At 70.8% G+C, this 25,816-nt stretch carries 19 protein-coding genes and 1 pseudogene; 12 read left to right on the top strand and 8 right to left on the bottom strand.

What is annotated here, in order from left to right:
- The first annotated feature begins 17 nt into the window (after positions 1-17).
- From drmA to drmC, 3 genes are read left to right on the top strand one after another with little or no spacing between them, the layout of a single operon-like run.
- The gene (drmA, locus tag SH922_RS07920) at positions 18-3,839 is read left to right on the top strand and encodes a DISARM system helicase DrmA (protein ID WP_393056362.1); all 3,822 of its coding nucleotides are present in this window, start codon (positions 18-20) and stop codon (positions 3,837-3,839) included.
- Positions 3,836-5,725, top strand: coding sequence for a DrmB family protein (drmB, locus tag SH922_RS07915; RefSeq protein WP_393056359.1), 1,890 nt, complete (start codon positions 3,836-3,838; stop codon positions 5,723-5,725). The genes drmA and drmB overlap by 4 nt, the downstream gene beginning before the upstream one ends.
- Positions 5,722-6,486, top strand: a complete 765-nt coding sequence (gene drmC, locus SH922_RS07910) for a DISARM system phospholipase D-like protein DrmC (protein ID WP_393056357.1) — start codon at positions 5,722-5,724, stop codon at positions 6,484-6,486. The genes drmB and drmC overlap by 4 nt, the downstream gene beginning before the upstream one ends.
- 21 nt (positions 6,487-6,507) lie before the next feature.
- Here the strand turns inward: drmC and SH922_RS07905 are convergent, their stop codons facing one another.
- On the bottom strand, positions 6,508-7,563 hold the full coding sequence (locus SH922_RS07905) for a DUF3533 domain-containing protein (RefSeq protein ID WP_393056355.1): 1,056 nt from the start codon (positions 7,561-7,563) through the stop codon (positions 6,508-6,510).
- 171 nt (positions 7,564-7,734) lie between these two features.
- Here SH922_RS07905 and SH922_RS07900 point away from each other — a divergent pair.
- The 3 genes and pseudogenes from SH922_RS07900 to SH922_RS07890 all read left to right on the top strand — a co-directional run bounded on the left by SH922_RS07900 (position 7,735) and on the right by SH922_RS07890 (position 13,325).
- Positions 7,735-11,248: pseudogene (locus tag SH922_RS07900) on the top strand (DNA polymerase III subunit alpha).
- On the top strand, positions 11,245-12,243 hold the full coding sequence (locus SH922_RS07895) for a hypothetical protein (RefSeq protein WP_393056353.1): 999 nt from the start codon (positions 11,245-11,247) through the stop codon (positions 12,241-12,243). The pseudogene SH922_RS07900 and the gene SH922_RS07895 overlap by 4 nt, the downstream one beginning before the upstream one ends.
- A 188-nt stretch (positions 12,244-12,431) precedes the next feature.
- Entirely contained in the window at positions 12,432-13,325 is an 894-nt protein-coding gene (locus tag SH922_RS07890; protein ID WP_393056351.1) for an esterase/lipase family protein, read from the top strand.
- Between the two features lie 38 nt (positions 13,326-13,363).
- On the opposite strand, the gene SH922_RS07885 is transcribed toward SH922_RS07890, so the two are convergent.
- Positions 13,364-14,389, bottom strand: a complete 1,026-nt coding sequence (locus SH922_RS07885; protein ID WP_393056348.1) for a lytic polysaccharide monooxygenase — start codon at positions 14,387-14,389, stop codon at positions 13,364-13,366.
- A 249-nt stretch (positions 14,390-14,638) separates the two neighbouring features.
- On the opposite strand from SH922_RS07885, the gene SH922_RS07880 reads away from it, so the two are divergent.
- A complete protein-coding gene (locus SH922_RS07880) occupies positions 14,639-16,117 on the top strand; it encodes a trifunctional class I SAM-dependent methyltransferase/NUDIX hydrolase/VOC family protein (protein WP_393056346.1) in 1,479 nt (492 codons plus the stop codon).
- A 77-nt stretch (positions 16,118-16,194) separates the two neighbouring features.
- On the opposite strand, the gene SH922_RS07875 is transcribed toward SH922_RS07880, so the two are convergent.
- Both SH922_RS07875 and SH922_RS07870 read right to left on the bottom strand, forming a co-directional pair.
- Positions 16,195-16,692: a DUF402 domain-containing protein gene (locus tag SH922_RS07875; RefSeq protein WP_393056344.1), complete on the bottom strand. Its 498-nt coding sequence runs from the start codon at positions 16,690-16,692 to the stop codon at positions 16,195-16,197.
- Positions 16,673-17,593, bottom strand: coding sequence for a GNAT family N-acetyltransferase (locus SH922_RS07870; protein WP_393056342.1), 921 nt, complete (start codon positions 17,591-17,593; stop codon positions 16,673-16,675). Before SH922_RS07870 ends, SH922_RS07875 begins: the two co-directional genes overlap by 20 nt.
- 69 nt (positions 17,594-17,662) lie before the next feature.
- Between SH922_RS07870 and SH922_RS07865 the strand changes: the two genes are divergently transcribed.
- On the top strand, positions 17,663-18,037 hold the full coding sequence (locus SH922_RS07865) for a GntR family transcriptional regulator (RefSeq protein WP_393056339.1): 375 nt from the start codon (positions 17,663-17,665) through the stop codon (positions 18,035-18,037).
- 27 nt (positions 18,038-18,064) lie between these two features.
- Here the strand turns inward: SH922_RS07865 and SH922_RS07860 are convergent, their stop codons facing one another.
- Complete coding sequence (locus SH922_RS07860; RefSeq protein WP_393056337.1) at positions 18,065-19,180, bottom strand: DUF5925 domain-containing protein; 1,116 nt, start codon at positions 19,178-19,180, stop codon at positions 18,065-18,067.
- Positions 19,181-19,424: 244 nt separating this feature from the next.
- Between SH922_RS07860 and SH922_RS07855 the strand changes: the two genes are divergently transcribed.
- The 3 genes from SH922_RS07855 to SH922_RS07845 all read left to right on the top strand — a co-directional run bounded on the left by SH922_RS07855 (position 19,425) and on the right by SH922_RS07845 (position 21,563).
- Positions 19,425-20,234, top strand: coding sequence for an SGNH/GDSL hydrolase family protein (locus SH922_RS07855; RefSeq protein ID WP_393056335.1), 810 nt, complete (start codon positions 19,425-19,427; stop codon positions 20,232-20,234).
- 277 nt (positions 20,235-20,511) lie between these two features.
- Positions 20,512-20,775, top strand: a complete 264-nt coding sequence (locus SH922_RS07850; RefSeq protein ID WP_350992387.1) for a hypothetical protein — start codon at positions 20,512-20,514, stop codon at positions 20,773-20,775.
- 179 nt (positions 20,776-20,954) lie between these two features.
- The gene (locus SH922_RS07845; protein ID WP_393056332.1) at positions 20,955-21,563 is read left to right on the top strand and encodes a TetR/AcrR family transcriptional regulator; all 609 of its coding nucleotides are present in this window, start codon (positions 20,955-20,957) and stop codon (positions 21,561-21,563) included.
- Between the two features lie 60 nt (positions 21,564-21,623).
- Here the strand turns inward: SH922_RS07845 and SH922_RS07840 are convergent, their stop codons facing one another.
- Together SH922_RS07840 and SH922_RS07835 are read right to left on the bottom strand one after the other, a co-directional pair.
- Positions 21,624-22,460 carry an ABC transporter permease gene (locus tag SH922_RS07840; RefSeq protein WP_393056330.1) on the bottom strand — a complete coding sequence of 279 codons (837 nt, stop codon included), beginning with the start codon at positions 22,458-22,460 and terminating at the stop codon, positions 21,624-21,626.
- Positions 22,457-23,419: an ATP-binding cassette domain-containing protein gene (locus SH922_RS07835; RefSeq protein ID WP_393056328.1), complete on the bottom strand. Its 963-nt coding sequence runs from the start codon at positions 23,417-23,419 to the stop codon at positions 22,457-22,459. The genes SH922_RS07840 and SH922_RS07835 overlap by 4 nt, the downstream gene beginning before the upstream one ends.
- 63 nt (positions 23,420-23,482) lie before the next feature.
- Between SH922_RS07835 and SH922_RS07830 the strand changes: the two genes are divergently transcribed.
- Positions 23,483-24,193 (top strand): TetR/AcrR family transcriptional regulator C-terminal domain-containing protein, encoded by a 711-nt coding sequence (locus SH922_RS07830; protein ID WP_393056326.1) that lies wholly within the window; start codon positions 23,483-23,485, stop codon positions 24,191-24,193.
- A 239-nt stretch (positions 24,194-24,432) separates the two neighbouring features.
- Here the strand turns inward: SH922_RS07830 and SH922_RS07825 are convergent, their stop codons facing one another.
- Positions 24,433-25,785, bottom strand: coding sequence for an MFS transporter (locus SH922_RS07825; RefSeq protein WP_393056324.1), 1,353 nt, complete (start codon positions 25,783-25,785; stop codon positions 24,433-24,435).
- Positions 25,786-25,816: the final 31 nt, after the last annotated feature.

Here is a 25,816-nt window from a genome sequence, read left to right as displayed (position 1 = left end):
CCGAAAGGACCCACCGCATGCCGGCCCAGATCGACCCGGCCGTCGTTCCGCATCCGCTCGAAGAAGTGCCGCAGACCTTTCTTGCCGGTGATTCGTATGGAGTGCGGGACGGGCTCGTCACCTACATCCGACGCGATCTGCTCGGACCGTGGGACGGTGAGACCGAGACGTTGCCCCAGTTCTCTTCCGGCCCCCGGGACCGTTACCTCGTCGGCATGCTCGGTCCGCGGCCCGACATTCCGACAGCGAAGGGCATCGCGCTGGCCGCCGCGCAGAGCGCCGACGACGAGTCCGGAGACGAGAGCGAGGGGGACGACAGCGGGCTCGCGGACCGGATGACGCCGCAGGCGGCGGGTCACATCTGGGCCTCGTCCATGGGCTTGTCCTTCACTGTCCCCGCTTCCGTCGGGACGCTCAGCGTCACCGCGCGCTGGGGGCGCTATACCCAGTCAGAGGAAGCCACGGACCGTGGCACGACCCGCAGGGTGTGGTCCCGTGAGCCGGTGGAGTATCCGATCGACATCGACGTCACCAGCGCCGGTGGCCGGGAAGTTCCGCTGGAGGACACGGCCGTTGTCCTGGACGTGCAGGTACGGCATCACCGGGCCGACCATGGCGGCGAGGATCTGCGCGTCGTCGAACTCGCTCTGGTGAATGGGCAGGAGGACAGTCGCGAGGCGCGCGATGCCCGCTGGCTTTTCCAGGCCTCGCTCGAAGTCACCGCCTTCCCGGTCGACCAGGCAGCTGTGTTCTTTCCGGTCGACGACCCTCTCGACCCGGCGAATCCGGGCAGCGGACCCGAGGATCCGGAAGAGCGCCGTCTCCGCCTCCTCTACCGGAACAGCCTCAGCCACGCCAAAGGCCGCAACGTGGCCGTGCATGCCGAGGTACGCGACGGCGAACGCAACGCGCACCGGCTCACCACCACCTGGTTGCCTGCCTATGACGTCCGGGCCACCACGGCTCCCACCCTCGGGGATCAGGAACTGCTCCGAGGGCTCGAGCTCGGCATGGACGAGCTCGCAGCGCTCGCGGTCCCCGGACGCCGCAGCGAACTCAGCGCCGCCCTCGCTCCGCTCGCCGAGGGTTATGCCGCATGGCTCGAACAGCAGCGTGGAGCCGCCCATTCGCTGCCGGACGACCTGCGGGAATCGGCACTCGTCGCCATCGAGCAGGCGCTGGAAATCTGCGACCGCATCACCCTGGGCATCGATACGCTTGCTGCTGACGACACCGCGCTCGCGTCGTTCCGGTTCGCCAACAGGGCTATGGCGCTCCAGCGCCGCAACACGGCTATCGCCGAAGCCAGGACGGGACGTGAGGACGATCCCGCCTCGTACGTGGAAGCACGTGACGAGGTGTACGGGAAGGGCAAGGACGGGGCCAGCTGGCGACCCTTCCAGCTCGCCTTCGTGCTGCTCAACCTCGCCTCACTCAGCAGGCCGGGTCATCCCCACCGGGGAACCGGGCGCGAGGCGCTCGTCGACCTGCTCTTCTTCCCGACCGGTGGTGGCAAGACCGAGGCCTATCTCGGGCTGGCCGCGTACACCTTCGCCCTGCGACGGTTGCAGGGCACCCTCGGTACTGGAGCCGAGGCCCGCAGCGGGGAAGGCGGGGTCGGCGTTCTCATGCGCTACACCCTGCGGCTGCTGACCGCCCAGCAGTTCCAGCGCGCGGCTGCGCTCGTGACCGCGTGCGAGGTGCTGCGCCGCGAGGAATTCGCGCACGACGCGCGCTGGGGCGCCCAGCCGTTCCGTATCGGCCTGTGGGTGGGAACGTCCGTCTCGCCCAACTGGTTCGACGAGGCCAAGGAGCAGATCGCCGGCGCCCGCGAGAGTGCCAGCGACAAGCACGCCAGGGTGCTGCAGGTGCTCACCTGTCCCTGGTGCGGTACCGGGCTGACCGCCCGCTCCCATATGGAGTACGACGAGGCCAGGCGACGCGTTCTGCTCTACTGTCCGCGCGGCGAAGGCGCGGAGCGGTGCCCGTTCTCTCGGCTGGAGTCCCGGGGGGAGGGCATTCCCGTGCTCACGGTCGACGAGGAGATCTACCGGCTCGCCCCGTCACTGCTGATCGCCACCGTCGACAAGTTCGCCCAGCTTCCCTGGAACGGGTATGCCGGGCTGCTGTTCGGCCGGGTCACGGAGGTGTGCCCTCGCCATGGTTACCGCCATGACGATCTGGATGCCAAGACCGGCTGCGGCCGCCGCCATCACGCCAAGGGCGACCTTCCTGCGGTCACCGCCCAGCCTGTCATGCGGCTCCGGCCGCCGGATCTGATCATCCAGGACGAGCTGCACCTGATCTCCGGCGCGCTCGGCACCACCGTCGGCCTGTTCGAGTCGGCCATCGACCAACTGTGCAGCTGGAGTTTCACGGATCCTCAGGGGCGACACCAGGAGGCCGGCCCCAAGATCGTCGCGTCGACGGCGACCACCAAGCGGGCTGCGGACCAGGTGCTCGGGGTCTTCGGTCGCAAGGTCGCAGTCTTTCCGCCGCAGGTTCTCGATGTCGGTGACACGTTCTTCTCGCGGCAGGTCGAACTCAGCCGGGAGGACCCGGGCCGACGATATCTCGGTGTGTGTGCACACGGAACCCGCCTCAAGGCTGCCGAGATCCGGGTCGCCGAGATTCTTCTGCTCGCAGGGCAGCAGCTCTTCGACGACTACGGCGCGCCCGCCGATCCGTACATGACGCTGGTCGGCTACTTCAACGCCACCCGTGAACTCGCCGGAATGCGGCGTTACATGGACGACGACATCACGACCCGGGTGCGTTCCAACGGAATGCGTAAGGGTAACGACACACTCGCCAACCGCATTGGCAGCAGGACAGGGATGCTCAACATCCAGGAGCTCACCTCGCGCATCTCCTCCGCCGACATCGGTAACGCGCTCAAGCGGCTGGAGACCCCCTTCGACCCGGAACGCGACACCTCGCTCCGGCGCGAGGCCTTCCGTCGTGAATACGCCACTGCGCTCAAGGAGAAGCGCGAGCCTCGCGCGTCGATGACACCCATGGTCCGGCAGGCGGTCGATGTCGCTCTCGCCACGTCAATGCTCCAGGTCGGCGTAGACGTCTCCCGGTTCGGACTGATGCTGGTCGTGGGCCAGCCAAAGAACACCGCCGAGTACATTCAGGCCTCGTCCCGCGTGGGCCGTGACGCCAAGCGTCCCGGACTTGTCGTCACCCTCTACAACTGGGCCCGCCCGCGCGACCTGGCTCACTACGAGGACTTCGAGCATTACCACGCCACGTTCTACCGGCAGGTCGAGGCCCTCTCCGTCACACCGTTCACCCGCCGCGCCCTTGACCGGGGTGTGGCCGCCACCTATGTCGCTGCCCTGCGCCAGGCCGCGTACGACACCTCGCGCAACCTCGACGCCCACGACGTCGACCTCAGTGGCCCACTCGCTGCCGAGGTGGAACGTCGCTTTCTGGACCGGGCGGAACGCGTGGGCGGGGAGCGTGCACGCGCTTACCTGGGGGAACGGCTCGACCGGCTGAAGGACGAGTGGCGTCGTAAGCGTGACGAGAGCAGTGCGGCACTCGGCTACCGGAAAGAAAAGCAGAAGAACACGATCGTGAGCGGTCTGCTCCAGCGTGCCGACGGTTCTCGGTGGACCGAACTCACTGTCGGCATGTCCATGCGTGAGACGGAGAACGAAATCAACCTCCTGCTCCCGGGCGGCGGTGCCTTCCTTGAGGAGTCCACCGGCGCGGGCCCCGACTGGAACTTCGGTAAACCGGATCAGGACCCGGATCCCGAGGCGGCGGCGATGGTGGACAGCGATGAGTACGGACCCACCACCGGCACTGCGGGGAAGGGACAGCGATGAGCAGCAACGCGAACCGCCGGGTCGGCGCGGTCCGGCCGAGCCATCTCATGTTCACCGCCGGCATCGGTTCCCTCGTCGATCTGCCGAACTTCTCGGTTCTCATCAAGGGGCTCGATTCCTGGAGCTACAACGGCATCACCGAATACGACATCGACGAGCCGCGCCTGCGTGCCGCCGTGAACCGGTCGCTCCAGCGCTACGGGCGCAAGCAGATCGAGCAGCTCCGTGCTGCTCCATGGCTGGAGGGAGGTGACAGCGACCCTAAGGGCTGGGCCGCGCAAGGAGTGGGCGTACCGGTTGTTCCGTTCCCGCAGTGGCTGCGTTGCACCGCGTGCAACGTCCTGGCCGCCGTTGACTCCGGCGAGTTCGCGTTCATCAACACCAATCCGCGAACCCCGCACGAGGCGAAGTTCGTCCACGACTGCAAGCGCGGGAAGCCCCTCGCGGTTGCGGCCCGATTCACCCTGGTCTGCACGGGGGGTCACCTGGACGAGTTTCCGTACACGTCCTTCGTCCACCACGGGCAGGCGTGCCCGAAGACCCCTCGTCCCAAATTGCGGATGAAGGACCACGGCGGAAACCAGGCGGCCAACGTCACCATCGAATGCGTCGCCTGCGGCACGAAGCGCAACATCCGTGAGGCGATGGGCGAACGGGGCCGCCGCAACCTTCCCACCTGCCGCGGACGGCACCCGCATCTGGGCACGTACGAGCCCAACGGGTGTGGTCAGGACGCGGTACTGATGGTCGCCGGCGCCTCCAACCAGTGGTTCCCGCTGACCCTCAGCGCGCTCGCCCTCCCCAAGGGGCAAGGTGGCGACATCGAGAAACTGCTCGACGATCACTGGCCCGAGCTGCAGGGCATCGAGTCCCGGGAGAACTACGCGTTCCTCGCCGGGATTCCGACGTTCGGTTACCTTCGTCAATTCGACGCGGACGCCCTGGTCGCGGCTGTTGCCGCCCGCAAGGCGGGTGGTGGGGCCTCGCCCACGGCACCTGATGTCCAGGCTGACCTGCTCGGGCCCGAGTGGGACGCCCTCTCGGGCCCGATCCCGCAGGCGAGCGATGACTTCACCCTGCGCGAAGTCCGCGTTCCGCCGCCGCTGGACGAACTCTTCTCCGACGTCCGCCAGGTCGAGCGGCTGCGAGAAGCCCGTGCGCTCATCGGCTTCACCCGTCTCGACGCCCCCGACCCCGAGTCGCCGGAGATCGCGACTCAGGTCGAGCTCTCCCGTTCCACACAGAACTGGGTGCCTGCCAGTGAGGTGCGAGGCGAAGGAATCTTCCTGCGTGTACGAGAAGACCTCATGGCCGAGTGGGCGACGCGGATGGAGAAGTCACCACGGATGGTGGCACATCAGGAGGCCTTCGGGAGGTTCCGGAGCAACCGTAAGTCGGACCGGAAGACAAGCGACTTCGATCCGCTGTACGGCTGGGCCGGAGCCCGCTATATCGCTCTGCACACGCTCTCGCATCTGCTGATCCGCACGATCGCCCTGGAGTGCGGCTACAACTCGGCCTCCCTCGCCGAGCGCATCTACGCCGGTGATGAGCAGAGTCCCAGAGCGGGCATCCTCATCTACACCGCTGTACCGGACTCCGAAGGCACGCTCGGAGGGCTGGTCTCCCTGGCGGAGGGCCGTGACTTCGACCGGATCGTCCGTCGGGCCCTTGCCGATGCCTCGCACTGCTCGGCCGATCCGCTCTGTTCGGAACGGCTGCCGCATGCTCCGGCGGACTACCTCCATGGAGCCGCCTGCCACATCTGTCTGTTCGTCTCCGAGACAACCTGCGAGCGGGGAAACCGTTTCCTCGACCGCCGTTTCCTCGTCCCGCTCATCGGTGACAAGGACCAGGTGCTCACGCCGGTCGGTCTGCTGCCATGAGCAGACACGGCTTCGAGGCCGCGGCCGAGGCTGCGGCCGCATCCCTGGGGCCTTCCCGTACGAAGGACCTCGCGGGGCTGCTGGCGCGGGGACACAGCAGAGAGCGGGCTCTCACCGAACTCACGACGCCACGCATACGGGAAGCCGTCGCGCGGTTGTACCAGGCGTTGGAGAACGACGGGCTCCCGCATTCGGAGGCCGCGGCCTATCTGCGGGGCTATGCGGCTGCGCAACTGCGGGCCCGGGACGCGGTCCAGGTCCGAACGGTGTGGAGCGGCCCCTCCACGCCCGGCGTACCGGTGAGGGCGACCGCGCAGGTACTGGTCGAAGTCATCAACGGCGCTCGGGAAGAGCTGTTGGCCATGACCTATGCGGCCCGTCCGTATCCGGCGCTGACCGAGGCCCTGAGCAAGGCCACGGCGCGGGGAGTGCAGAGCCATGTAGTGGTGGAGACGCTGGCAGGCGCACGGGGTCTCCTCTCGGGTCATGAGCCGGCCGGCGCTTTCGCAGCCGTGCCCGGGTTGCGTCTCTGGCACTGGGTACGCGACCCGGCCACCGGCTCCTTCGCCCGCCAGCACGCGAAACTCGCCGTCGCCGACCGGCAGGTTCTCTTCATGGGCAGTGCGAATCTCACAGAGTCCGCCGCGCGACGCAATATCGAGGCAGGTGTCCTGGTACGCGGCGGAGATGCTCCGCAGCGGGCAGCCGAACACATCGTGGAACTTCAGCGCCGGGGGGTGCTTCAGCGCCTGCACACCTGATAGTGGCGGGCCGGCTCTCCCTTACACCGGCGTCGAGCCCCCGCCCGTCGCCCCCGCGAGCGGAGTGTCCGCGGCGTCCGCCGCCTCCGGCTTCTTGCGCATCGCCATCAGCAGGGTGATGACCGTGCCCACCACCGCCCACGCGGACAGCACCAGCAGTGGCCCGGTCACCGCGTTGCCCTTGAAGTAGGCGATCGAGCGTGCCGTCCAGGTCCCGGCCCCCGGCGGCAGTGCGGGGCCGATCGCCCGCCAGAAGTCCGGGAGCATCGGGAGCGGGAAGGCGCCGCCCGCGCTCGGATTGCCCGCGATCACCACGATCAGGACGGCCAGGCCGATGCCGACGATGCCGGTGAGCGCCTGCAGGGCGAGGGTGATCATGCCGACCGCGAAGACGGTCAGTGCGCCCAGGCCCGACAGCCCCCAGAAGGACCCGGGGAGGGCTCCGAGGATCGGGCCGATGATGATCGCGCCGCCGATTCCGCCCGCGATCGAGTAGAGCGCCATGACCCCGGTCCGGATCACCGCGCGCTGGCGGTTGGCGGGGCGGCTGCCGGCGCTGATCGCCAGGATCGAGGCGCAGAGGTAGCCGCCCACGCACCAGCCCACGACCAGGTAGAAGGACGAGAGCCCGTCGAAGTCCTCGCTCGACGCCGGGGCCACGTCCACGGAGCGCACCGTGCGCTGCTGGGTGAGCTCGACCTTCGTGATGATCTTCGTCAGGGAGTCGGCCAGGACGGTGCCCCCGCCGGAGGCGACCAGCACCGTGTCGGTCGTGCTCCTGGGGCTGACGATCAGGGCGCCGTCGATGTCGCGGTTCAGGATCTGCTCGCGGGCGGTGGCCGCGTCGGTGACCGTGCGGGGGTCCAGGGGGCCGCCGGGGAGGTTCTTCAGTTCGGTGACGAGCCGGGCGGACACCTGCTGGGGTGCCACGACACCGAAGGGGACGTCCGTCGGCTTCGGCTTGTGGAGTGCTCCGATGTAGGACGCGATGAACAGCAGCTGCAGCGCCAGCACGCCGATGACGAGCAGTGCGGCCCGTGGGGTGACGGCGTTCTTCACCTCGTCGACGAAAGTCATGCCCCCCACGGTCCGGGGTGCCTGTCGTCCCCGCAGTCGGGGCTGGGCCGATTGGCTGAGGGGATGGAGAGGCGGGGATGGCTCACACTCGAATATCGTACGAATGTTCGAAACTTGGTCTATGGTGGAGAGCGAGGGGGTGGTGAGTACGGATCGGTTCAGGAGGTGCAGGTGCCCGGGTTCACGCATCTGCATACCGTTTCCGGGTTCTCCCTGCGGTACGGGGCATCGCACCCGGAGCGGCTGGCGGAGCGCGCCGCCGAGCGCGGGATGGATGCCCTCGCGCTGACCGACCGCGACACTCTGGCGGGTACGGTCCGGTTCGCCAAGGCCTGCGAGCAGGCGGGGGTGCGGCCGCTCTTCGGGGCGGAACTCGCCGTGGCCCCCGTCGGGCGGGCGGAGGGCGACGGGCGTACGCACCGGCTGCGGACCCCGGTCCGCGGGGGTGCCTTTGTCGATGAATCCGCACCCAGGGCCACCTTTCTCGCCCGCGACGGCGCCCAGGGCTGGGCTGAACTGTGCCGCCTCGTCACCGCCGCACATGGAGCCGTACCCGACGGCGGGCGGCCCCTGCTCGACCGCTCCGTACTGCCCGCCGAAGCGCTCGCCGTGCTGCTCGGTCCCGCCTCCGAGGTGGGCAGGGCGCTGACCGCGGGCCGGCCCGACCGGGCCGCCGCCCTGCTCGCCCCCCTGGCGGGAGGCGTACGGCGACGACCTGCGGCTCGAAGCCGTCCACCACGGCCGCGACGGCACCGGACCCGGTTCGCTGCGGCTCGCCGCCCGTACCGTCGGCTTCGCCGCCGAGCAGGGGATACGGGCCGTGCTGACCAACGCCGTCCGGTACGCCGATCCGGGGCAGGGCCCGGTCGCCGATGTGCTCGACTCCGCCCGCAGGCTCGTCCCCGTCGACCCGCGCCGCGCCCCGCTCGACAGCGGTGAGCGCTGGCTCAAGGACGCCCGCGCGATGGCGGAGACCGCCGAGCGGATCACCTCCGCCGCCGGACTCGGCCCCGGCGCCGGGGCGCGGCTGCTCGCGGAGACCCGGCACACCGCCGACGCCTGCGTGGTCGACCCCCAGGGCGACATCGGCCTCGGCTCGGTCCACTTCCCCGAACCGCACCTCGTCGGCGCGGACCGTCGTACCGCCCAGCGGGTGCTGGCCTCCCGCGCCGCCGCGGGCATGGTGCTGCGCGGCTACGACCGCAGGCGCGAGTACTGGGACCGGATGCACCACGAGCTGGACATCATCGCCCACCACGGCTTCGCCTCGTACTTTCTGACAGTCGCTCAGGTTGTGGACGATGTACGGGAGATGAAGGTCAGGGTGGCCGCACGCGGCTCCGGGGCCGGCTCCCTGGTCAACCACCTCCTCGGCATCGCCCACGCCGACCCGGTCGAGCACGGGCTGCTGATGGAGCGCTTCCTGTCCAAGCGCCGCTTCGTGCTGCCCGACATCGACATCGACGTCGAGTCGGCCCGCCGCCTCGACGTCTACCGCGCGATCATCGGCCGCTTCGGCGCCGAACGGGTCGCCACCGTCGCCATGCCCGAGACCTACCGGGTGCGCCACGCCATCCGCGACGTCGGAGCCGCACTCTCCATGAACCCGGCCGAGACCGACCGGCTCGCCAAGGCCTTCCCGCACATCCGGGCCCGCGACGCACGGGCGGCCATGGAGGAACTGCCCGAACTGCGCGAGGTGGCACGTCAGAAGGAGAAGTACGGGCGGCTCTGGGAGTTGGTGGAGGCGCTGGACGCCCTGCCGCGCGGCATCGCCATGCACCCGTGCGGGGTCCTCCTCTCCGATGCCTCGCTGCTGCGCCGCACCCCCGTCATGCCCACCAGCGGCGAGGGGTTCCCGATGGCGCAGTTCGACAAGGAGGACGTGGAGGACCTCGGGCTGCTCAAGCTCGACGTGCTCGGTGTACGGATGCAGTCGGCGATGGCGCACGCGGTCGCGGAGGTGCGGCGGGCCTCGGGTCAGGAGGTGGACCTGGACGCCGTGCCGCCGGGCGACCCGGAGACGTACCGGCTGATCAGGACCGCCGAGACGCTGGGCTGTTTCCAGATCGAGTCGCCCGGTCAGCGTGACCTGGTCGGCAGGCTCCAGCCCGCCGGCTTCCATGACCTGGTGGTCGACATCTCGCTGTTCCGGCCCGGTCCGGTCGCCGCCGACATGGTGCGTCCGTTCATCGAGGCCCGGCACGGCCGGGCGCCGGTCCGCTATCCGCACCCCGATCTGGAGGGGCCGCTGCGCGAGACGTACGGAGTGGTGGTCTTCCACGAGCAGATCATCGAGATGGTCGACATCATGACCGGCTGCGGCCGGGACGAGGCCGACCGGGTCCGGCGCGGGCTCTCCGACCCCGAGTCGCAGGGCCGGATCAGGGTCTGGTTCGCGCAGCACGCGGCAGCGCGTAAGTACGACGCGGACGTGATCGCCCGTGCCTGGGAGATCATCGAGGCGTTCGGCAGCTACGGCTTCTGCAAGGCGCACGCGGTGGCCTTCGCCGTACCGACGTACCAGTCGGCCTGGCTGAAGGTGCATCACCCGGCGGCCTTCTATGCCGGGCTGCTCACCCATGACCCGGGAATGTACCCGAAGCGTCTGCTGCTCGCGGACGCCCGGCGGCGCGGGGTTCCGGTGCTGCCGCTGGATGTGAACCGGTCGGCGGCCGCCCATCGAATCGAACTGGTGTCTGACGAGGAGGGGAAGGGGAGGGCCTGGGGGCTGCGGCTGGCGCTCTCGGACGTCCATGGGATCAGTGCGGCCGAGGTCGCCCGGATCGAGGACGGGCAGCCCTACACCTCGCTGCTGGACTTCTGGCAGCGGGCCCGTCCGGGAAAGCCCGCCGCCGAACGGCTGGCCCAGGTCGGCGCGCTGGACGCGTTCGGCGCCAACCGCCGCGATCTGCTGCTGCACCTGTCCGAACTCCACCGTGCCCAGCGGGGCGCGGGTTCCGGCGGCTCCGGCGCGCAGCTCCCGCTCGGCGGCGGCCACCGCACCGGCTCCATCGGCCTGCCCGACCTCAACGAGGCGGAACGGCTCAGCGCCGAACTGGGCGTGCTGAGCATGGATGTCTCGCGCCATCTGATGAGCGATCACCACGCCTTCCTGGAGGAGCTCGGCGCGGTCTCGGCCAAGCGGCTGCGCGAGGCGCGGCACGGGGACACCGTGCTGGTCGCGGGTGCCAAGGCGGCCACCCAGACCCCGCCGATCCGCTCCGGCCGCCGGGTCGTCTTCACCACCCTGGACGACGGTACGGGCCTGGTCGACCTGGCCTTCTTCGACGACAGCCACGCCGCCTGCGCGTACACCGTCTTCCACTCCTGGCTGCTGCTGGTGCGCGGGGTGGTGCAGCGGCGCGGACCGCGGAGCCTGAGCGTGGTCGGCGCGGCCGCCTGGAACCTGGCGGAGCTGGCCGAACTGCGGCGCACCGGCGGGCTCGACGCGGTCGCGGCCCGGCTGGCCCAGGTACCTGCCGAGGCAGCTGATCCGGAGAAGGAGAAGGAGAAGGAGAAGGAGGGAAAGGGGGAGGAGGCGGCGTCCGCTGCTGACGACGGCCGCCGGATCCGGATGCCCACCGGCTACGAGATGAACCCCTGGTCGGACCTGCAGCCGCCCGGCGAAGGGGCGCCCACCGGGAGGAAGCTGTGGCACCAGAGCCCGGGGAGTGCGGGATGAGCGAGCAGCCCGGCATTGTCTGCCTGCGGTTTCGCCGGGTCGGCGGCGGTCTCCCGGACGGCGCCGGTTATGCGGGGCTGCTCGCCCTGCTCGGTTCGTTCACCCCGGTCGTCGAGGCGGCGCCGCCCGACGGGGCGCTCGCCGATGTGCGGGGCGCGCTGCGCTACTTCGGGCGGGACGTGAAGGGGCTGGCCTCGGTGATCCGGGTCCGCGCACTGGCCCTGCACGGGGTGGACTGCGCGATCGGGGCCGCCGAGAACCCGATGCTGGCCCGGATGGCGGCACGGCAGGCCGCGCCCGGGACGACCTTCGTGGTGCCCGCCGGCGGGGCCGCCGCCTTCCTCGCGGACCGGCCGGCCGGCGCGCTGGACGGCGTCGGGCCGGCGACGGCCCGCACGCTGTGCGGATACGGGCTCGACTCCGTCGGCCGGATCGCGGCCGCCCCGCTCGGCACCCTGCAGCGGATCACCGGGGTGCGGACCGGGCGCGAGCTGTGGGAGCGGGCACACGGCATCGACCGTACGGCGGTCGTGCCGAACGCCGCGGCCCGCTCGCTCGCCGCGGAGCGGACCTTCCCGCGTGACGAACTGGACCGGGAGCGTCAGCGGCGTGCGCTCATGTCACTCACCGAGGAGCTGGGGGCGAGGATGCGCGGTGAGGGGCAGGTGTGCCGCTCACTCGCGGTCTCCGTGCGCTATGCCGACCGGACCGGATACTCGACGCTGACCCGCAGCCGTACGCTCCGCGAACCCACCGCGCACTCCGCGGAACTCACCGCGCTCGCCTTCCGGATCCATGACGCGTTCGCCCTGCAGCGGGCCAGGGTGCGGGGGATCGCGCTGCGTGCCGAGGGGCTCGGTGATGCCGGGCGGGCCGCGCACCAGCTGACCTTCGACCCGGTCGACGAACGGGCGCGGCGGGTCGAGGCGGTCGCGGACCGGCTGCGGGACAGATTCGGGCCACGGGCCGTGATGCCGGGGCGACTTGCGGCCTGACCTGCCCGTCGGGGACTGTCCTGAAGCTACGGTTACCACCGCGTCAGTTTTTACCGACGCGTAACTTCCCACGCAACCTTACTCGTGCGTAAGTTGGCATGAGCACATAGAACGTCGTCAGAACTTGTGGTCCGGGCCGCAGGGCGCACAGACATCGCAACTCCCTTGAGCCGCAAGGAGACCACACGATGCTGCCCTGGACCCGTGCGTCGCGTACCCCACGTGCGCGGACAACCCTCGCCGCACTGTTCCTCGCTGTCGCCGCAGTCGCCACCCCCACGGCCACTGCCGCTGCAGCCACCCCCACCGCCACCACGGCCACCTCCCGTGGCTGGAACGACTACTCCTGCAAGCCCTCCGCAGCCCACCCCCGGCCCGTCGTGCTGGTCCACGGGACCTTCGGGAACTCCGTCGACAACTGGCTCGTCCTGGCCCCCTACCTGGTCAACCGGGGCTACTGCGTCTACTCGCTCGACTACGGCCAGCTTCCCGGAGTGCCGCTCTTCAACGGTCTCGGACCCATCGACAAGTCGGCCGGGCAGCTTTCCGTCTTCGTCGACAAGGTGCTCGCCTCCACCGGGGCCCCGAAGGCCGACCTCGTCGGCCACTCCCAGGGCGGCATGATGCCGAACTACTACCTGAAGTTCCTCGGCGGAGCTGCCAAGGTCAACGCCCTGGTCGGGATCGCGCCCGACAACCACGGCACCACCCTCCTCGGCCTGACCAAGCTGCTGCCCTACTTCCCCGGCGCCGAGGACCTGCTCAACGCCGGCACGCCCGGACTCGCCGACCAGGTGGCCGGGTCGCCCTTCGTCACCAAGCTCAACTCGGTGCCCGACACCGTGTCCGGCGTGCACTACACCGTCATCGCGACCAAGTACGACGAGGTCGTGACCCCGTACCGGACACAGTTCCTGAACGGGCCGGACGTACGCAACGTCCTGCTCCAGGACCTGTGCCCGGTCGACCTGTCCGAGCACGTGGCGATCGGGACGATCGACCGGATCGCCTACCACGAGGTGGCGAACGCCCTGGACCCGGCGCACGCCACCCCGACCACCTGCGCCTCGGTCATCGGGTAGGGACCGGGTCAGGGACCGGTCCCTGACCGGACCGTCCGTCAGAGTCCGCGCCGGGTCGCTGCGGCGGCCCGGCGGCGGACCGAGACCAGCAGCGCGGCCGCGCCCAGTGCGATCGCGGCAGCACCACCCATGGCCAGCCGGCTCGTCGCGGCGCTGCCGCCCGTCTCGGCGAGGTTGTCGGCCCCCGCGACGGGGACATCACCCGACGCACTGTCCGGCTCCGGGACATTGGCCGGAGCGGTCGCACCAGCGGCCTCGGTGACGGCCGCGCCCGTATCGGCGTCGTCGTCACCGTGGCCGCCGTGCTCGACCGAGGACTTCTGTGCGCCCTCGGTGATCTTCTGTTCGGAGGGCGCCGAAGCGGACGGCGCGGGCACGGCGGCGACCGACCCGCTGCCGCTCGCGGCGCTGCCCCCCGTACCGCCGAAGACCACGTCGGAGCACGCGTAGAACGCCTCGGGGGAGTCCGACCGCTGCCAGACCGTGTAGATCAGCTGGCGTCCCGAGCGCTCGGGAACGGTGCCGTCGAAGACGTACGAACCATCCACCAGTTCCGGGTCGGTGGCCTCGGCGAACGGCTTCTCCTCCAGGTCCGACCACTTCAGCGGTTTGGCCGGGTCGTAGCCGGCGGTGGTGAGATACAGAGCGAAGGAGCCCTTGTGCGGGGCGGTGGCCCGGAAGCGGAAGGTGTGGGTGCCTGCCTTCATATCGGTGGCAGGCCAGTCGGCGCGCGGCAGATCGAGCCCCTTGAACTTGTCGTTGCCCGCGCTGCACAGCTTGCCGTCCGGGATCAACTGCTGATGCTTCCCTGCCGCGTTGGCGATGTTGACGCCGTTCCAGTCGTACAGCGCCTGGGTGCCTCCCGCCGCGACCGCGGCCACGCACGCGGCGGACCGCGGGTGTTCCGGACCCTCGGCGAAGCAGGCCGAGACCCGGCTGACCGGGTCCGTCAGCGAGCCGTGCGCCGAGGCCGGAGCCGCGGTCAGAGCGGTGAGTACGAGCGACGCAGCACCGAGTGCGACGACGGCGGCGGCCCTGTGGCGGGCGGGGGTGATGGCGGGCATGGCGGGGGTACTCCTTCAGCGGTCCACGGCGGTGTGCGGGGCGTCCCGGGAACAGCAAGCTAGCCCCGGCCCGGCCTCGGAAAGGCCCGGGAAAGGGGCTGATGGCGATCGTTATGACGGCCTTAAGGGGCCACTCAAGAATGCTTAAGGCCACTCAGGAATGCTTAAGACCGGCCGTCGGCGGCTCCGGGACCGGACGCCTCCGGGGGGACCGCCGCCGTTGTCAGTGGCAGCTGGCACGATCGGTCCATGACGACGATCGACTGGGATTCAGCCGCCGGTTCCTTCGACGAGGAGCCGGACCACGGCCTGCTCGACCCCGTGGTCCGGCACGCCTGGGCGCAGCGGCTGGAGAGCTGGCTGCCCCGGGAACGATCCGAGGTGCTCGACCTGGGGTGCGGCACCGGAAGCCTGGCGCTGCTCGTCGCCGGGCAGGGCCACCGGGTCACCGCCGTGGACCGCTCGCCGCGCATGGTCGAGCAGGCGCGCGCCAAGCTGTCCGGCACGGGGACCGAGGTGCTGACCGGGGACGCGGCCGCGCCGCCGGTCGGCAAGCAGAAGTTCGACGTGATCCTGGCCCGGCACGTGGTGTGGCTGCTCCCCGATCCCGCGGCCGTGCTGAGCCACTGGTTCGGCCTGCTGCGCCCCGGCGGGAGACTGGTGCTGGTCGAAGGCGTGTGGAACGGGGTCGGGCTGTCCGCCGGGCAACTCACCGCGCTGATCGCCCCGTTCACCGAGCGCATCCACCACGAGCGGCTCTCCGGCGACCGGGATCTCTGGGGCAAGGAGGTCGACGACGAGCGCTACGCGCTGGTGGCGCGGGCCGAACCCCCGCGTCGGCACACCGAGGTCGTCGATGTGCATGTGATCCTCCGCCGAGGCTCCGAAGTCCTGCTCGCCCGACGGGCCGGTACGGGGTACGCGGACGGGCTGCTGCACGCCCCGTCCGGGCATGTGGAGGACGGTGAGGACGTCCGCGAGGCGGTGATCCGCGAGACGGCCGAGGAGATCGGGATCGCGCTCGAACCGGAGGAACTGCGCGTGGCCCTGGTCATGCAGCACCGGGGGCCGGGCGGCAGCCCCAGGACGGGCTGGTTCTTCGAGGCGGAGTACGACCCGGACCGGCCGCCGTACAACCGTGAACCGGACAAGTGCTCCGGGCTGGAGTGGTTCCCGCTGGACGCCCTTCCGGACGACATGGTCGCGTACTGCCGCGCCGGCCTTGACGGTTACCGGGCGGGGGAGCACTTTCTGATCCACTGGCACGAGGACGGCGACTCCGTCGCGTACGAACCGCGGAGCGTCCGCCGGGCCGTGCCGCTGCCGGTCGGCGGCGCTCGCACCGGACGGCTGCACCACATCGAGCTGTGGGTGCCGGATCTGGCGGCCGCAGCGTCCGGCTGGGGCTGGCTCCTCGGCGAGCTGGGCCATGTTCCGTACCAGCAGTGGGCGCACGGGCGCAGCTGGCGGCGGGGCGACAGCTACGTGGTGATCGAGCAGTCGCCCGACCTGGCCCCCGGAGCGCACGAGCGACGACGCCCCGGGCTCAACCACCTGGCGTTCCACGTCGAGGACCGGGCCACCCTCGACGCTCTGGTGGCCCGGGCCCCCGACCACGGCTGGCGGCTGTTGTTCACGGACCGCCATCCGCATGCGGGCGGCGACGGGCATGTGGCCGCCTACCTGGAGGACGCGGCGGGGTACGAGGTGGAACTGGCGGTGGGCTGAGGGGGATCGGGGTGAGGAGGCGGGCGGGGGCGCCGGGCGGGCGGGCGCCCCCGCCCCTTCTCCCTCGCTGGGACACCTCAGCCCAGCAGTGCGGCGAACCCCTCCTCCGTGCGGGCGAGCCGTTCCAGCTCGTCCAGTGCCTCCACGGCGGCCCTCGCGGACGCCGGGTCGCGTCCGGCCAGGCCGCTCTCCTCGAATTCGTCCTCGTCCAGCCGCAGTACGCCAGAGCGGTCCGCCGACACCCACAGATCGAGATCCAGGTCCTCGACGAGCAGCTCGCCGTCCCGCAGCACGGCCGGACGGGTCACATCGCAGTACCAGCCCTTGAGTTCACCCGCGCCCGTGCGGACCTCCTTCACGGCGAACCAGGCGTCGCGCCAGTAGTACTCCGTGAAGACGTCACCCGGCTCGAAACGTACGAAGCCGAAGTCGCGGACCCCGGGGGCGGCCCAGGGGGCACGCACCGTCACCCGGGTGCCGTCGTCGGCAACCAGGGCGGCGGGATAGCGGATCTTGGTCTTTCCGGCCTTGACCAGGACGACCGTCAGTTCGGACTCAGCCGAGCTTGCGGACATGGCGCACCTCCGTGGCACAGATCTCGTAGCCGAACCAGCGGTTGATCGCCAGCATCGGACCGTTGTCGGCGTCATTGCCGGTGTATGCGTCGGTGTACCCGGCGGCGCGCGCCCGGTGCAGCGAGTCGTTCTTCGCGAGCTTCGCCAGCCCCCGGCCGCGGTACGCCCGGCGGGTGCCGGTCATTCCCGACCAGTAGCGGTTCACGCCGTCGGTCTCCGCCGCGCTGAAGGCCGCGACCTCGCCGTCGGCCACCACGACCGAGGTGAGGTCGTGGTCGAGGCCGGGACTGCGCCAGGTCTCCGTCAGCCACTCCTCGTAGTCCGACAGCAGGGCCGGCGTGTCGCTGGGTTCGTCCGCGGTGGCCTCGGCGTCCGCCTCGAAGAGCGGGCGCGGGTCGTCGGCGAAGTCGGCGCCGGTGCGCAGTTCGATCCCGGCGGGCAGCTCCTGACGGGGCGGCAGCGTGCCGTGCGCCAGGTCGAGATGGAAGAAGTGCGCGGGCCGGCTCGGCGCATAGCCGTGCTTCCCGGCGAACGCCCGGTCGCCGGGGGTGTCCAGCACCCAGGCGTAGACCGAGGTCGCGCCGGCCAGCGCCAGATGCTCCTCGGCCGTACGCAGCAGCAGCGTGCCCGCGCCCCGGCCGGTCCGCTCCGGGTGGGTGTACGGATTGCAGAACGACTGCCCCGGCTCGGGGCTCTCATGCGCCAGACCCACCTGGGCCGTACCGATGATCTCGCCGTCCTCCTCCGCGACCAGCATCCGGTAGCGCTTGTCGGGATGGGCGGTGGCCAGGTCGAAGACCACCCGCTCCGGCGTGGTCACCATGAACGGGAGCGCTGCGCGTCTGACCCGGACCCAGTCCTCTGCGTCGGCGGACCGGAAATCGCGCACGATGACTGTCATGTGCCGGACCGTACCCGCAGGTCCGGCCCGTCCGCCCCCGAATTTCCGGCGGTGGGGCAGAATCGGCCCGTGACTCTGAAGATCGCCGTTGACCCGGATTCCGGCACCGCTCCGTACGAGCAGCTGCGCACGCAGATTTCCGAACTGGCCCGCTCCGGCGCGCTGCCGGTCGGCTACAAGCTCCCGACCGTCCGCGGTTTCGCGGAGGAGCTCGGCCTCGCCGCCAACACCGTCGCCAAGGCGTACCGGGCGCTGGAGGCGGACGGAGTGATCGAGACACGGGGGCGCAACGGGACGTTCGTCGCTGCCGCGGGCGACGCGGCCGAACGCAACGCGGCGTCCGCGGCGCGCGAGTACGCGGAACAGGCCCGGCGGCTGGGGATGTCCCGGGCGCGGGCGCTGGAGCTCGCGCAGGACGCGGTGCGGGCGGTCTACGCGGGGTGAGGTGAGGGGGCGTCCGGCAGGGCGGTCTCAGAGGTACAGACCCGCGTCCGCGCCCGAGTCCTGCTTGGGTACCGAGGCGGGGCCCGTGCCGCGGCGCAGCGCGTACAGCTCCGCCAGCGTCGCTCCCTCGCGCGCCACGTCCCGGCCGAGGCCCTCCTCCGTGCCGAGCCAGGCCACGGACTCCTTCCGGGTCAGCGGTCCCACCTCGATCCGTGCCAGGCAGCGGCCGGGCCTGACGACTGCCGGGTGCAGCCGCTCCAGGTCCTCGTTGGTGGTCACCCCGACGAGCACGTTGCGGCCCTGCCCCAGCAGACCGTCCGTGAGGTTCAGCAGCCGGGACAGCGCCTGGCCGGCCGTGTGCTTGGCCTCGCCGCGGATCAGCTCGTCGCAGTCCTCCAGGAGCAGCAGCCGCCATCGGCCCTTCGTGCTGCCGTCGTCCTCGCCGATCGCGATGTCCATCAGATAGCCGACGTCGTTGAAGAGCCTCTCGGGGTCGAGTACGCAGTCGACCTGGCACCAGTCCCGCCACGACCGCGCCAGGGTGCGCAGGGCGGACGTCTTGCCGGTGCCGGGCGGTCCGTGCAGCAGGAGCAGCCGGCCCGCGATGTCGTCCGGGGTGACCTTCATCAGCCGGCCCATGGCATCGGCCACCGGTGCGGTGTAGTTGGCGCGCACCTCGTCCCACGTGCCGGCCGCGATCTGACGGGTCGTGCGGTACGGTCCGCGGCGCGGCGACACGTACCAGAAGCCCATCGTCACGTTCTCGGGCTGCGGTTCCGGTTCGTCCTGGGCTCCGTCCGTGGCCTCTTCGAGTACCTGGTGGGCCAGTTCGGCGCTGGTCGCGGTGACCGTGACGTCGGCGCCCCGGTTCCACCGCGAGATGAGCAGGGTCCAGCCCTCGCCCTCGGCGAGCGTGGCGCTGCGGTCGTCGTCGCGGGCGGCGCGCAGCACCTTCGCGGCCGGGGGCAGCAGTGTGGCCCCCGTGCGGACCCGGTCGAGGGAGGAGCTGTGCGAGTACGGCTGCTCGCCCGTCGCGAAGCGGCCGAGAAACAGCGCGTCGACGACATCGGACGGGGAGTCGCTGTCGTCGACGGTGAGCCGGATCGGCAGAGCGGACTCGGGGTTGGCAGACATGCCGCCCATGATCCGGCACGGGGGCACCCCGCGCACCCAGGTTTCACCAGCTTCCTCCGCCTGTGCCGGGGGCGCGGTACCGGAGCTCCCGTGGAGTGCCGTATGCCGAGCCGTGCACCGATATGACATGAACTCAGAGGTCCGTCGGCTAAAACTCATCCGAACGACTTGGCATGGACACTTCCGGAATGGCCTTCGCTGCTGCTACCACGGACGTGGCAGAGATCCTGCCGGTCGACCTCAGGGAGGTTCCATGAAGATGTCCAGACTCGTGGCGTTCTCGTCCTCGCTCCTGCTCGGCGCAGTCATCGCCCTGACCGGGGCGGCCACCGCGAACGCCGCATCGTCCGTACAAGCCGTCGACTACGTCGCGCTGGGCGACTCCTACTCCTCGGGGGTCGGCTCCGGCAGCTATATCGGCTCCAGTGGTGACTGCAAGCGCAGCACCCTCGCCTACCCCTCGCTCTGGGCGGCCGCCAACGCGCCCGCCTCGTTCGCCTTCACCGCCTGCTCGGGTGCCCGCACCGGTGACGTGACGGCGAGCCAGCTCGGACCGCTCGCCCCCTCGACCGACCTGGTCTCGATCTCCATCGGCGGCAACGACGCGGGATTCGCCGATGTCATGACGACCTGTGTCCTCCAGTCGGAGGCCACCTGCCTCAGCCGGATCGCCACCGCCCGCAGCTACGTGGACTCCACGCTGCCCGGCAAGCTCGACTCGGTGTACGACGCGATCAGGGCCAAGGCCCCGGCCGCCCATGTCGTCGTCCTCGGCTACCCGCGCTTCTACCAGATCGGCGGCAGCTGCGTCGTCGGTCTGAGCGACAAGGTGCGCACAGCCATCAACGGTGCCTCCGACTACCTCAACGCGGCCACCGCCAAGCGCGCCGCCGACCACGGCTTCACCTTCGGTGATGTCGCCGGAAAGTTCACCGGCCACGAGATCTGCTCCGGAAGTGCCTGGCTGCACAGCCTGAACTGGCTCAACATCGGTGAGTCGTACCACCCCTTCGCCTCCGGGCAGTCCGGTGGCTATCTGCCCGTCCTCAACGCGCTCGACTGACCGGCCCGCACGTCCGTCCGTCACCCCGTCAGGCCGCCTCCCGGGGTGGAGGTCCCGCAGGCCGGGGCCTCGCTCCGGTAGGCCGGCCCCGGAGCCGGTGTGCTGTCCAGAGGCTGGTGATCTGCGCAACTCGCCCTGGAATCGCGCATATTCGCAGACAGGTCGTCAACCTCCGTATGTGTGTGCTCAATCCTGTGCCCGGGATACACGCGTGTCGCCGCGGGGCGATAGGGTTAACCTGCCCGGGCCGGGTGCCCTCGTACGGGTGGGGAGTGACATGGAACAGATAACGATGCACAGCAGGGCGCGTGTGCCTGCCATTACATGCGGGAGCAGCGCGACGAGTTCGCGCCTCGACCGTCATCTCGCAGTGCTGGGCGGCCCCGCCGTCCCGCAGCGCGAGTCCGCTGAGGCGACGCTGCTGATGCGCGAGCTCACCTCGCGCGATGCCGCGCACACCCGCCGGAGCAAGAGTGCGCGGGTCTCGCTCTTCGCTCCGCTGCGGCGACTGCGACGCTCGCTCTTCGGCAGCCGCCGCTGAACCGACGAACCCGGTCCCCGGCGTCGCGCTGCTGCCTGCTCTTCCGTCATCCCCGGAGCCGGCAGTGGCGCTTCGCCATGTCCGCGTGGGCTCCACGCCGGGGTCATGACCGCATGGGTGTCTTCCGGTGGAGTGGGTGCCGAGATAATTCGGTGCCGAAGCACTTCTACACTGTCCACATGTCCCAGAAGCGAGCCGCGCGCCTGAGTCCCGACGAGCGAAGGGCGCAGTTGGTCGCCATTGGCGTGGACATGCTTGCCGATCGCTCGCTGGACGAGCTCTCCACCGACGATGTGGCACGCCGCGCGGGCATTTCCCGGGGGCTGCTCTTCCACTACTTCGATTCCAAGCGCGACTTCTACCGCTCCGTGGTGCAGCAGGAGTGCGACGACTTCGCCGCAGCCACGGAACCTGACTCCTCACTGGAGCCCGTTCCCTGGCTGCGGTCCTTCATCGCCGGGTTCGTGGCGTACGTGACGGAGCATCGCAGGGTCTATCTCGCCCTGGTCCGCGGCGCCGGAGGCAGCCATCCCGCCGTGGAGGACATCGTCGAATTCACCCGCAACACTCTGGCCCGGCGGGTGGAGGAGGGGCAGCGGCGGCTGGGGATGCCGGATTCACCGCGGCTGCTGGTTGCCGCCCGGGCCTGGATGGCCTTTGCCGAGGAGGCCGTCACCAGCTGGCCGCTCGCCGAACCGGAAGCCCTCGACGAGCTCGGCGCCTTCCTGGAGTCGAGCTTCGTCTCCCTGCTGGGCGCACTGGACCGGCCGGTCGCGCTGCCCGGCTGAGCGGTGCACTTGCGTCTTCATCCGCCGTAGCGATGCCGTGGCCATGCCGTAGCCGTGCTTTCATGCGCCGCCGCGCGAGTAGCGGCGTACGGACAGCGGCACGGCGACCGCGAGCAGCAACGCCGACCAGAGCAGCGTCCCGGCCACCGGGTGGGCGACCGGCCAGGCCGCGTCGGCGGCCGGAACGGCATTGCCGAAGAGGTCGCGGGTGGCCGCGGCGGCGGCGCTGATCGGGTTCCACTCCGCGAGCGTGCGCAGCCACCCGGGCAGGTTGTCGGTCGGGATGTACGCGCTGGAGAGCAGCGGCAGGATGAACGTGGCGCTGCCCAGCTGCCCGGCGGCCTCCTCGTTCCGGATCAGCAGCCCCAGCCAGCAGCCCACCCACGAGGTGGCGAACCGGAACAGCAGCAGCAGTCCGAACGCGCCCAGCGCGGCGGCCGGGCCGCCCTCGATCCGCCAGCCCACGGCGAGTCCGACCAGGATCAGCGGGATCATGCCGACGGCCGTGGTCAGCAGATCGGCCGCGGTCTGCCCGAACGGTACGGCGGTCCGGCTCATCGGCAGGGTGCGCAGCCGGTCCATCACACCCCGGTGGCAGTCCTGCGCGGACTGGAACATCCCGGTCATGATGCCGTTCGCCGCGGTCGCCGCCAGCAGCCCCGGCACCAGGAACGCGCGGTACTCCTGGCCGGGGACGGCCAGGGCGCTGCCGAAGACGTACCCGAAGAACAGCAGCATCGTGATCGGCATGGTCTGGGTCAGGATCACGACGCCCGGGGCCGCCTTGATCCGTTGCAGGTGGCGGCCGAGCACGGCCAGGACGTCCGTGACCGGTGTGTTCGCGGGCCTGGTGGCGTCCGCCGTCCGGCGTTCCGTCACGAGTGCGTCGGTGCTCATGCTGCCGTCTCCTTGATGGGGGTGCTGCGGCCGGTCAGGCGCAGGAAGACCTCGTCGAGGGTGGGTGGCCGCAGACTCGCGTCGATCACGGCCGCGCCCGCCGCGTCGAGCTCGCGGACGATCCGGGGCAGGGTGAGCGAGGGGTCGGTGGCGACAGCGCCCACTGTGCGGCGTTCGTGGTCGAGGACCGGCGCGGCGCCCGTCAACTGGTCCAGGACGGCAGCGGCCGGGGCGAGCGCCGACGCGTGGGCGACGACGACCTCGGCGTAACTGCCGATCCGGGCCTTCAGTTCGGCGGGGCTGCCGCTGTGTGCGGCCCGGCCGCTGTCGACGAGCACGATGTCGTCGGCCAGCTGATCGGCCTCCTCCAGATACTGCGTGGTGAGCAGGACGGTGGTGCCGCGGGCCGCCAGCTCCCGTACCGCCGCCCAGATCTGATTGCGGCTGTGCGGGTCGAGTCCGGTGGTCGGCTCGTCCAGGAACAGCACCTGGGGCCGGGCGAGCAGGCTGGCCGCGAGATCAAGGCGGCGGCGCATCCCGCCCGAGTAGGTGCGGGCCGGGCGGTCGGCCGCGCCGGTCAGCTCGAAGCGTTCGAGGAGCTCGTCGGCCCGGCTGCGTGCCGCCGCGCCCCGGTACCTGAGCAGCTTGGCGAACAGCCGCAGGTTCTGCCGGCCGGAGAGTTCGCCGTCGACGGAGGCGCTCTGTCCCGTGACGCCGATCGCCGCCCGCACGGCGCCGGCCTCCCGCACCACGTCGTGGCCCGCGATCCGGGCGCTGCCGCCGTCGGGTGCGGTCAACGTGGTGAGGACGCGGACAGCGGTGGTCTTGCCGGCGCCATTGGGCCCCAGCACCCCGCAGACGGTGCCTTCGGCAACGGCCAGATCGAGGCCGCGCAGCGCGTGGACGTCGCCGTAGCGCTTCTCCAGACCTTCACTAAGTACAGCGTACGTAGTTGTCATGCCGCAACGGTACCGAACTACGTACGGTGTACGTAACTACCATGGTGGTCGAGGTGATGATCAATGGTGGGGCGACCCGCTGTACCCGAAGTGATCTGGGCGCGCCCCGAGCGTGCGGGGCGTGGTCCCAAGCCTGCGTTCAGTCGCGCGGACATCGCGGCGGCCGCCGTGCGCATCGCGGACGCGGAGGGGCTCGACGCGGTGTCGATGCGGAAGGTGGCCGCCGAGCTCGGCTGCGGCACGATGTCGCTCTACAACTACGTGCCCCGCAAGGAGGACCTGTACGAGCTGATGCTCGACGCGGTCAGTGCCGGGTACGACTACCCGGAGCCCTCCGGCGACTGGCGCGCCGACCTGCTCGCCCTCGCCCACCAGGCGCGGGGGATGATGCACCGCCACACGTGGGTACCCCGGCTGATGTCGCCGGTGTACGGGTTCAGCCCGAACGCCCTGCGGTACCTGGAGTACGCGCTGAGCTGTCTGGACGCGGTCGACGCACGGTTCGGCGAGAAGATGGAACTCATCGCCATGGTCAACGGCGTGGTGACCACGTACACCGCCAACGAGATCGCCACGGCGGAGCGCAGCCGCTCCCTGCCCTGGTCCGAGGAGCAGGAGCAGGCCGCCCGCACCGGATATCTGATCAGCCAGATCATGACGGGGAAGTACCCGAGGATGGCGGCCGGATTCGCCGAGGATCCCGGGCCGATCGATCTGGATGGCGTGTTCGACCGGGCACTCGCCCGGGTGCTGGACTCGTTCGACCGGACATGATCCCGAACGTCTGCTCCACGCGTCGGCGGACCGGCCGCGCCGCGTGGCAGGCGGTGTCGACGCGAGCGACGGCCGGTGCTGCCCGGTGGACGGGGGGAAGGGGTGTGGCGCGGGACTTCTCCGGTCCGCAGCCGGGCGCTCGCGGGGTCACGGACGGGAGAAGGCCCGTCCGCAGCCGAGCGCTCGCTGGGCCTCGGACCGGAGAAGCCCCCTCCGCAGCCGAGCGCTCGCGGGGTCGCTCACCCTTCGTGCGGGCCGTCCGGTGCTTTCGGCCGGCCGCCGTCCGCGGGTGCGGCGCGGTGCAGCGTGCGGATCGCCGGAATCGAGAGCAGTGCCACGCAGCCCGCCAGGCAGGTGCCCGCCGAGACCAGCAGCAGCCGCGCCGGGGAGGCCAGGGCGGTGGCCGGCCCCGCCAGTATCTGGCCGAGCGCGATCCCGGACACCGAGCCGGCCAGCTCGTACGCGGTGACCCGGTTGAGCACCGCGGGTGGGGTGTGGGTCTGCACGCTGGTCGCCCACATCACCGACCAGAACGCCAAGGCGCCGCCGCCGAGGACGTGGCCCGCCAGCAGCACCGGCAGCTCCGCGCCCAGTGCAACGCAGAGCGGCAGCGCGGTGAACAGCCCCATCGCCACCGCCCCGGCCGCCAGTGGCCGGGCGGGTCGCACCCGCAGCGCCAGCAGGCCGCCGAGCACGGTTCCGACGCCGAGGAAGGAGACCGCCAGACCGTAGGCGTTCGGGCCGGACCGGGAGCCGATCAGGGCCGAGCTGAGCGGGACCAGCGGCCCGAAGAGCAGCACACCGTAGGCCACCCAGATCAGGATCACCGCCCACATCCAGGTGCGGGAGCGGAACTCGTGCCAGCCCTGACGCAGGTCGCGGCGGAGTGAACTTCCGCCGGGGGAAGCGGATCCGGCATCGGCCCGGGTGTCCGCGGGCGCGCCGGCGGGGGCGAGGCGGATGAGCGCCAGGCACAGGGCGCTGAGCACGAACGTGCCCGCGTCGATCGCGTACACGGTCCCGGCGCCGGTCAGAGCGATCAGCAGTCCCGCCAGGGCCGGTCCGAGCAGCTGGGCGAGCGCGTCGGCCACCTTCAGTGTGGCGTTGGCCCGCTGCGGCTCGCGGGCGACCAGCGGGACCATCCCGTTCACCCCTGGCTGGAACATCGCCGTGGCCGCACCGGCCAGCGCCGCCATCGTCACCAACAGCCAGAAGGGCGGGGGCCCGGCGAAGAACGCGGCCGCCAGCACGCCCTGGGTGAGCACCCGGACGAGGTCCGCGCCGACCATCATCCTGCGTGCGCCCCACCGGTCGGCGAACACCCCGCCGAACAGCACCAGGACGACGCACGTCCCGGTCCAGGTGCCGAGGACGAAACCGACCCCGGAGACTCCGTACAGCGCGCCCACCGCGAGCGCGGCGGCCACCGGCATCATCGCGTCGCCGACCAGCGAGACCGAACGGGCAACGAAGTAGAAGGTGAAGCGCCGGTCCCACAACGGGTGCCGGACGGGCGGCTGTTGGCCGGGCGAAGGGTCCGCGGGCCGGTCGCCGGGCGGTGAGGGAGAGGTCTGAGCCTGCTTGGTGGTCACAGCGCCATCCTGGTCTGGACCACTTGGGCCG

Origin of the sequence: Streptomyces sp. LN549, from assembly GCF_043203805.1 — a bacterium.
Lineage (GTDB): Bacteria > Actinomycetota > Actinomycetes > Streptomycetales > Streptomycetaceae > Streptomyces.
Note: the sequence above shows the minus strand (reverse complement) of the source record. Positions and strands in the feature narration are given on the sequence as shown.

Coding starts and splice junctions, on each gene's coding strand:
- drmA (WP_393056362.1), top strand. CDS start 18: ATGCCGGCCCAGATCGACCCGGCCGTCGTTCCGCATCCGCTCGAAGAA.
- drmB (WP_393056359.1), top strand. CDS start 3,836: ATGAGCAGCAACGCGAACCGCCGGGTCGGCGCGGTCCGGCCGAGCCAT.
- drmC (WP_393056357.1), top strand. CDS start 5,722: ATGAGCAGACACGGCTTCGAGGCCGCGGCCGAGGCTGCGGCCGCATCC.
- SH922_RS07905 (WP_393056355.1), bottom strand. CDS start 7,563: ATGACTTTCGTCGACGAGGTGAAGAACGCCGTCACCCCACGGGCCGCA.
- SH922_RS07895 (WP_393056353.1), top strand. CDS start 11,245: ATGAGCGAGCAGCCCGGCATTGTCTGCCTGCGGTTTCGCCGGGTCGGC.
- SH922_RS07890 (WP_393056351.1), top strand. CDS start 12,432: ATGCTGCCCTGGACCCGTGCGTCGCGTACCCCACGTGCGCGGACAACC.
- SH922_RS07885 (WP_393056348.1), bottom strand. CDS start 14,389: ATGCCCGCCATCACCCCCGCCCGCCACAGGGCCGCCGCCGTCGTCGCA.
- SH922_RS07880 (WP_393056346.1), top strand. CDS start 14,639: ATGACGACGATCGACTGGGATTCAGCCGCCGGTTCCTTCGACGAGGAG.
- SH922_RS07875 (WP_393056344.1), bottom strand. CDS start 16,692: ATGTCCGCAAGCTCGGCTGAGTCCGAACTGACGGTCGTCCTGGTCAAG.
- SH922_RS07870 (WP_393056342.1), bottom strand. CDS start 17,593: ATGACAGTCATCGTGCGCGATTTCCGGTCCGCCGACGCAGAGGACTGG.
- SH922_RS07860 (WP_393056337.1), bottom strand. CDS start 19,180: ATGGGCGGCATGTCTGCCAACCCCGAGTCCGCTCTGCCGATCCGGCTC.
- SH922_RS07855 (WP_393056335.1), top strand. CDS start 19,425: ATGAAGATGTCCAGACTCGTGGCGTTCTCGTCCTCGCTCCTGCTCGGC.
- SH922_RS07850 (WP_350992387.1), top strand. CDS start 20,512: ATGGAACAGATAACGATGCACAGCAGGGCGCGTGTGCCTGCCATTACA.
- SH922_RS07845 (WP_393056332.1), top strand. CDS start 20,955: ATGTCCCAGAAGCGAGCCGCGCGCCTGAGTCCCGACGAGCGAAGGGCG.
- SH922_RS07840 (WP_393056330.1), bottom strand. CDS start 22,460: ATGAGCACCGACGCACTCGTGACGGAACGCCGGACGGCGGACGCCACC.
- SH922_RS07835 (WP_393056328.1), bottom strand. CDS start 23,419: ATGACAACTACGTACGCTGTACTTAGTGAAGGTCTGGAGAAGCGCTAC.
- SH922_RS07830 (WP_393056326.1), top strand. CDS start 23,483: ATGGTGGGGCGACCCGCTGTACCCGAAGTGATCTGGGCGCGCCCCGAG.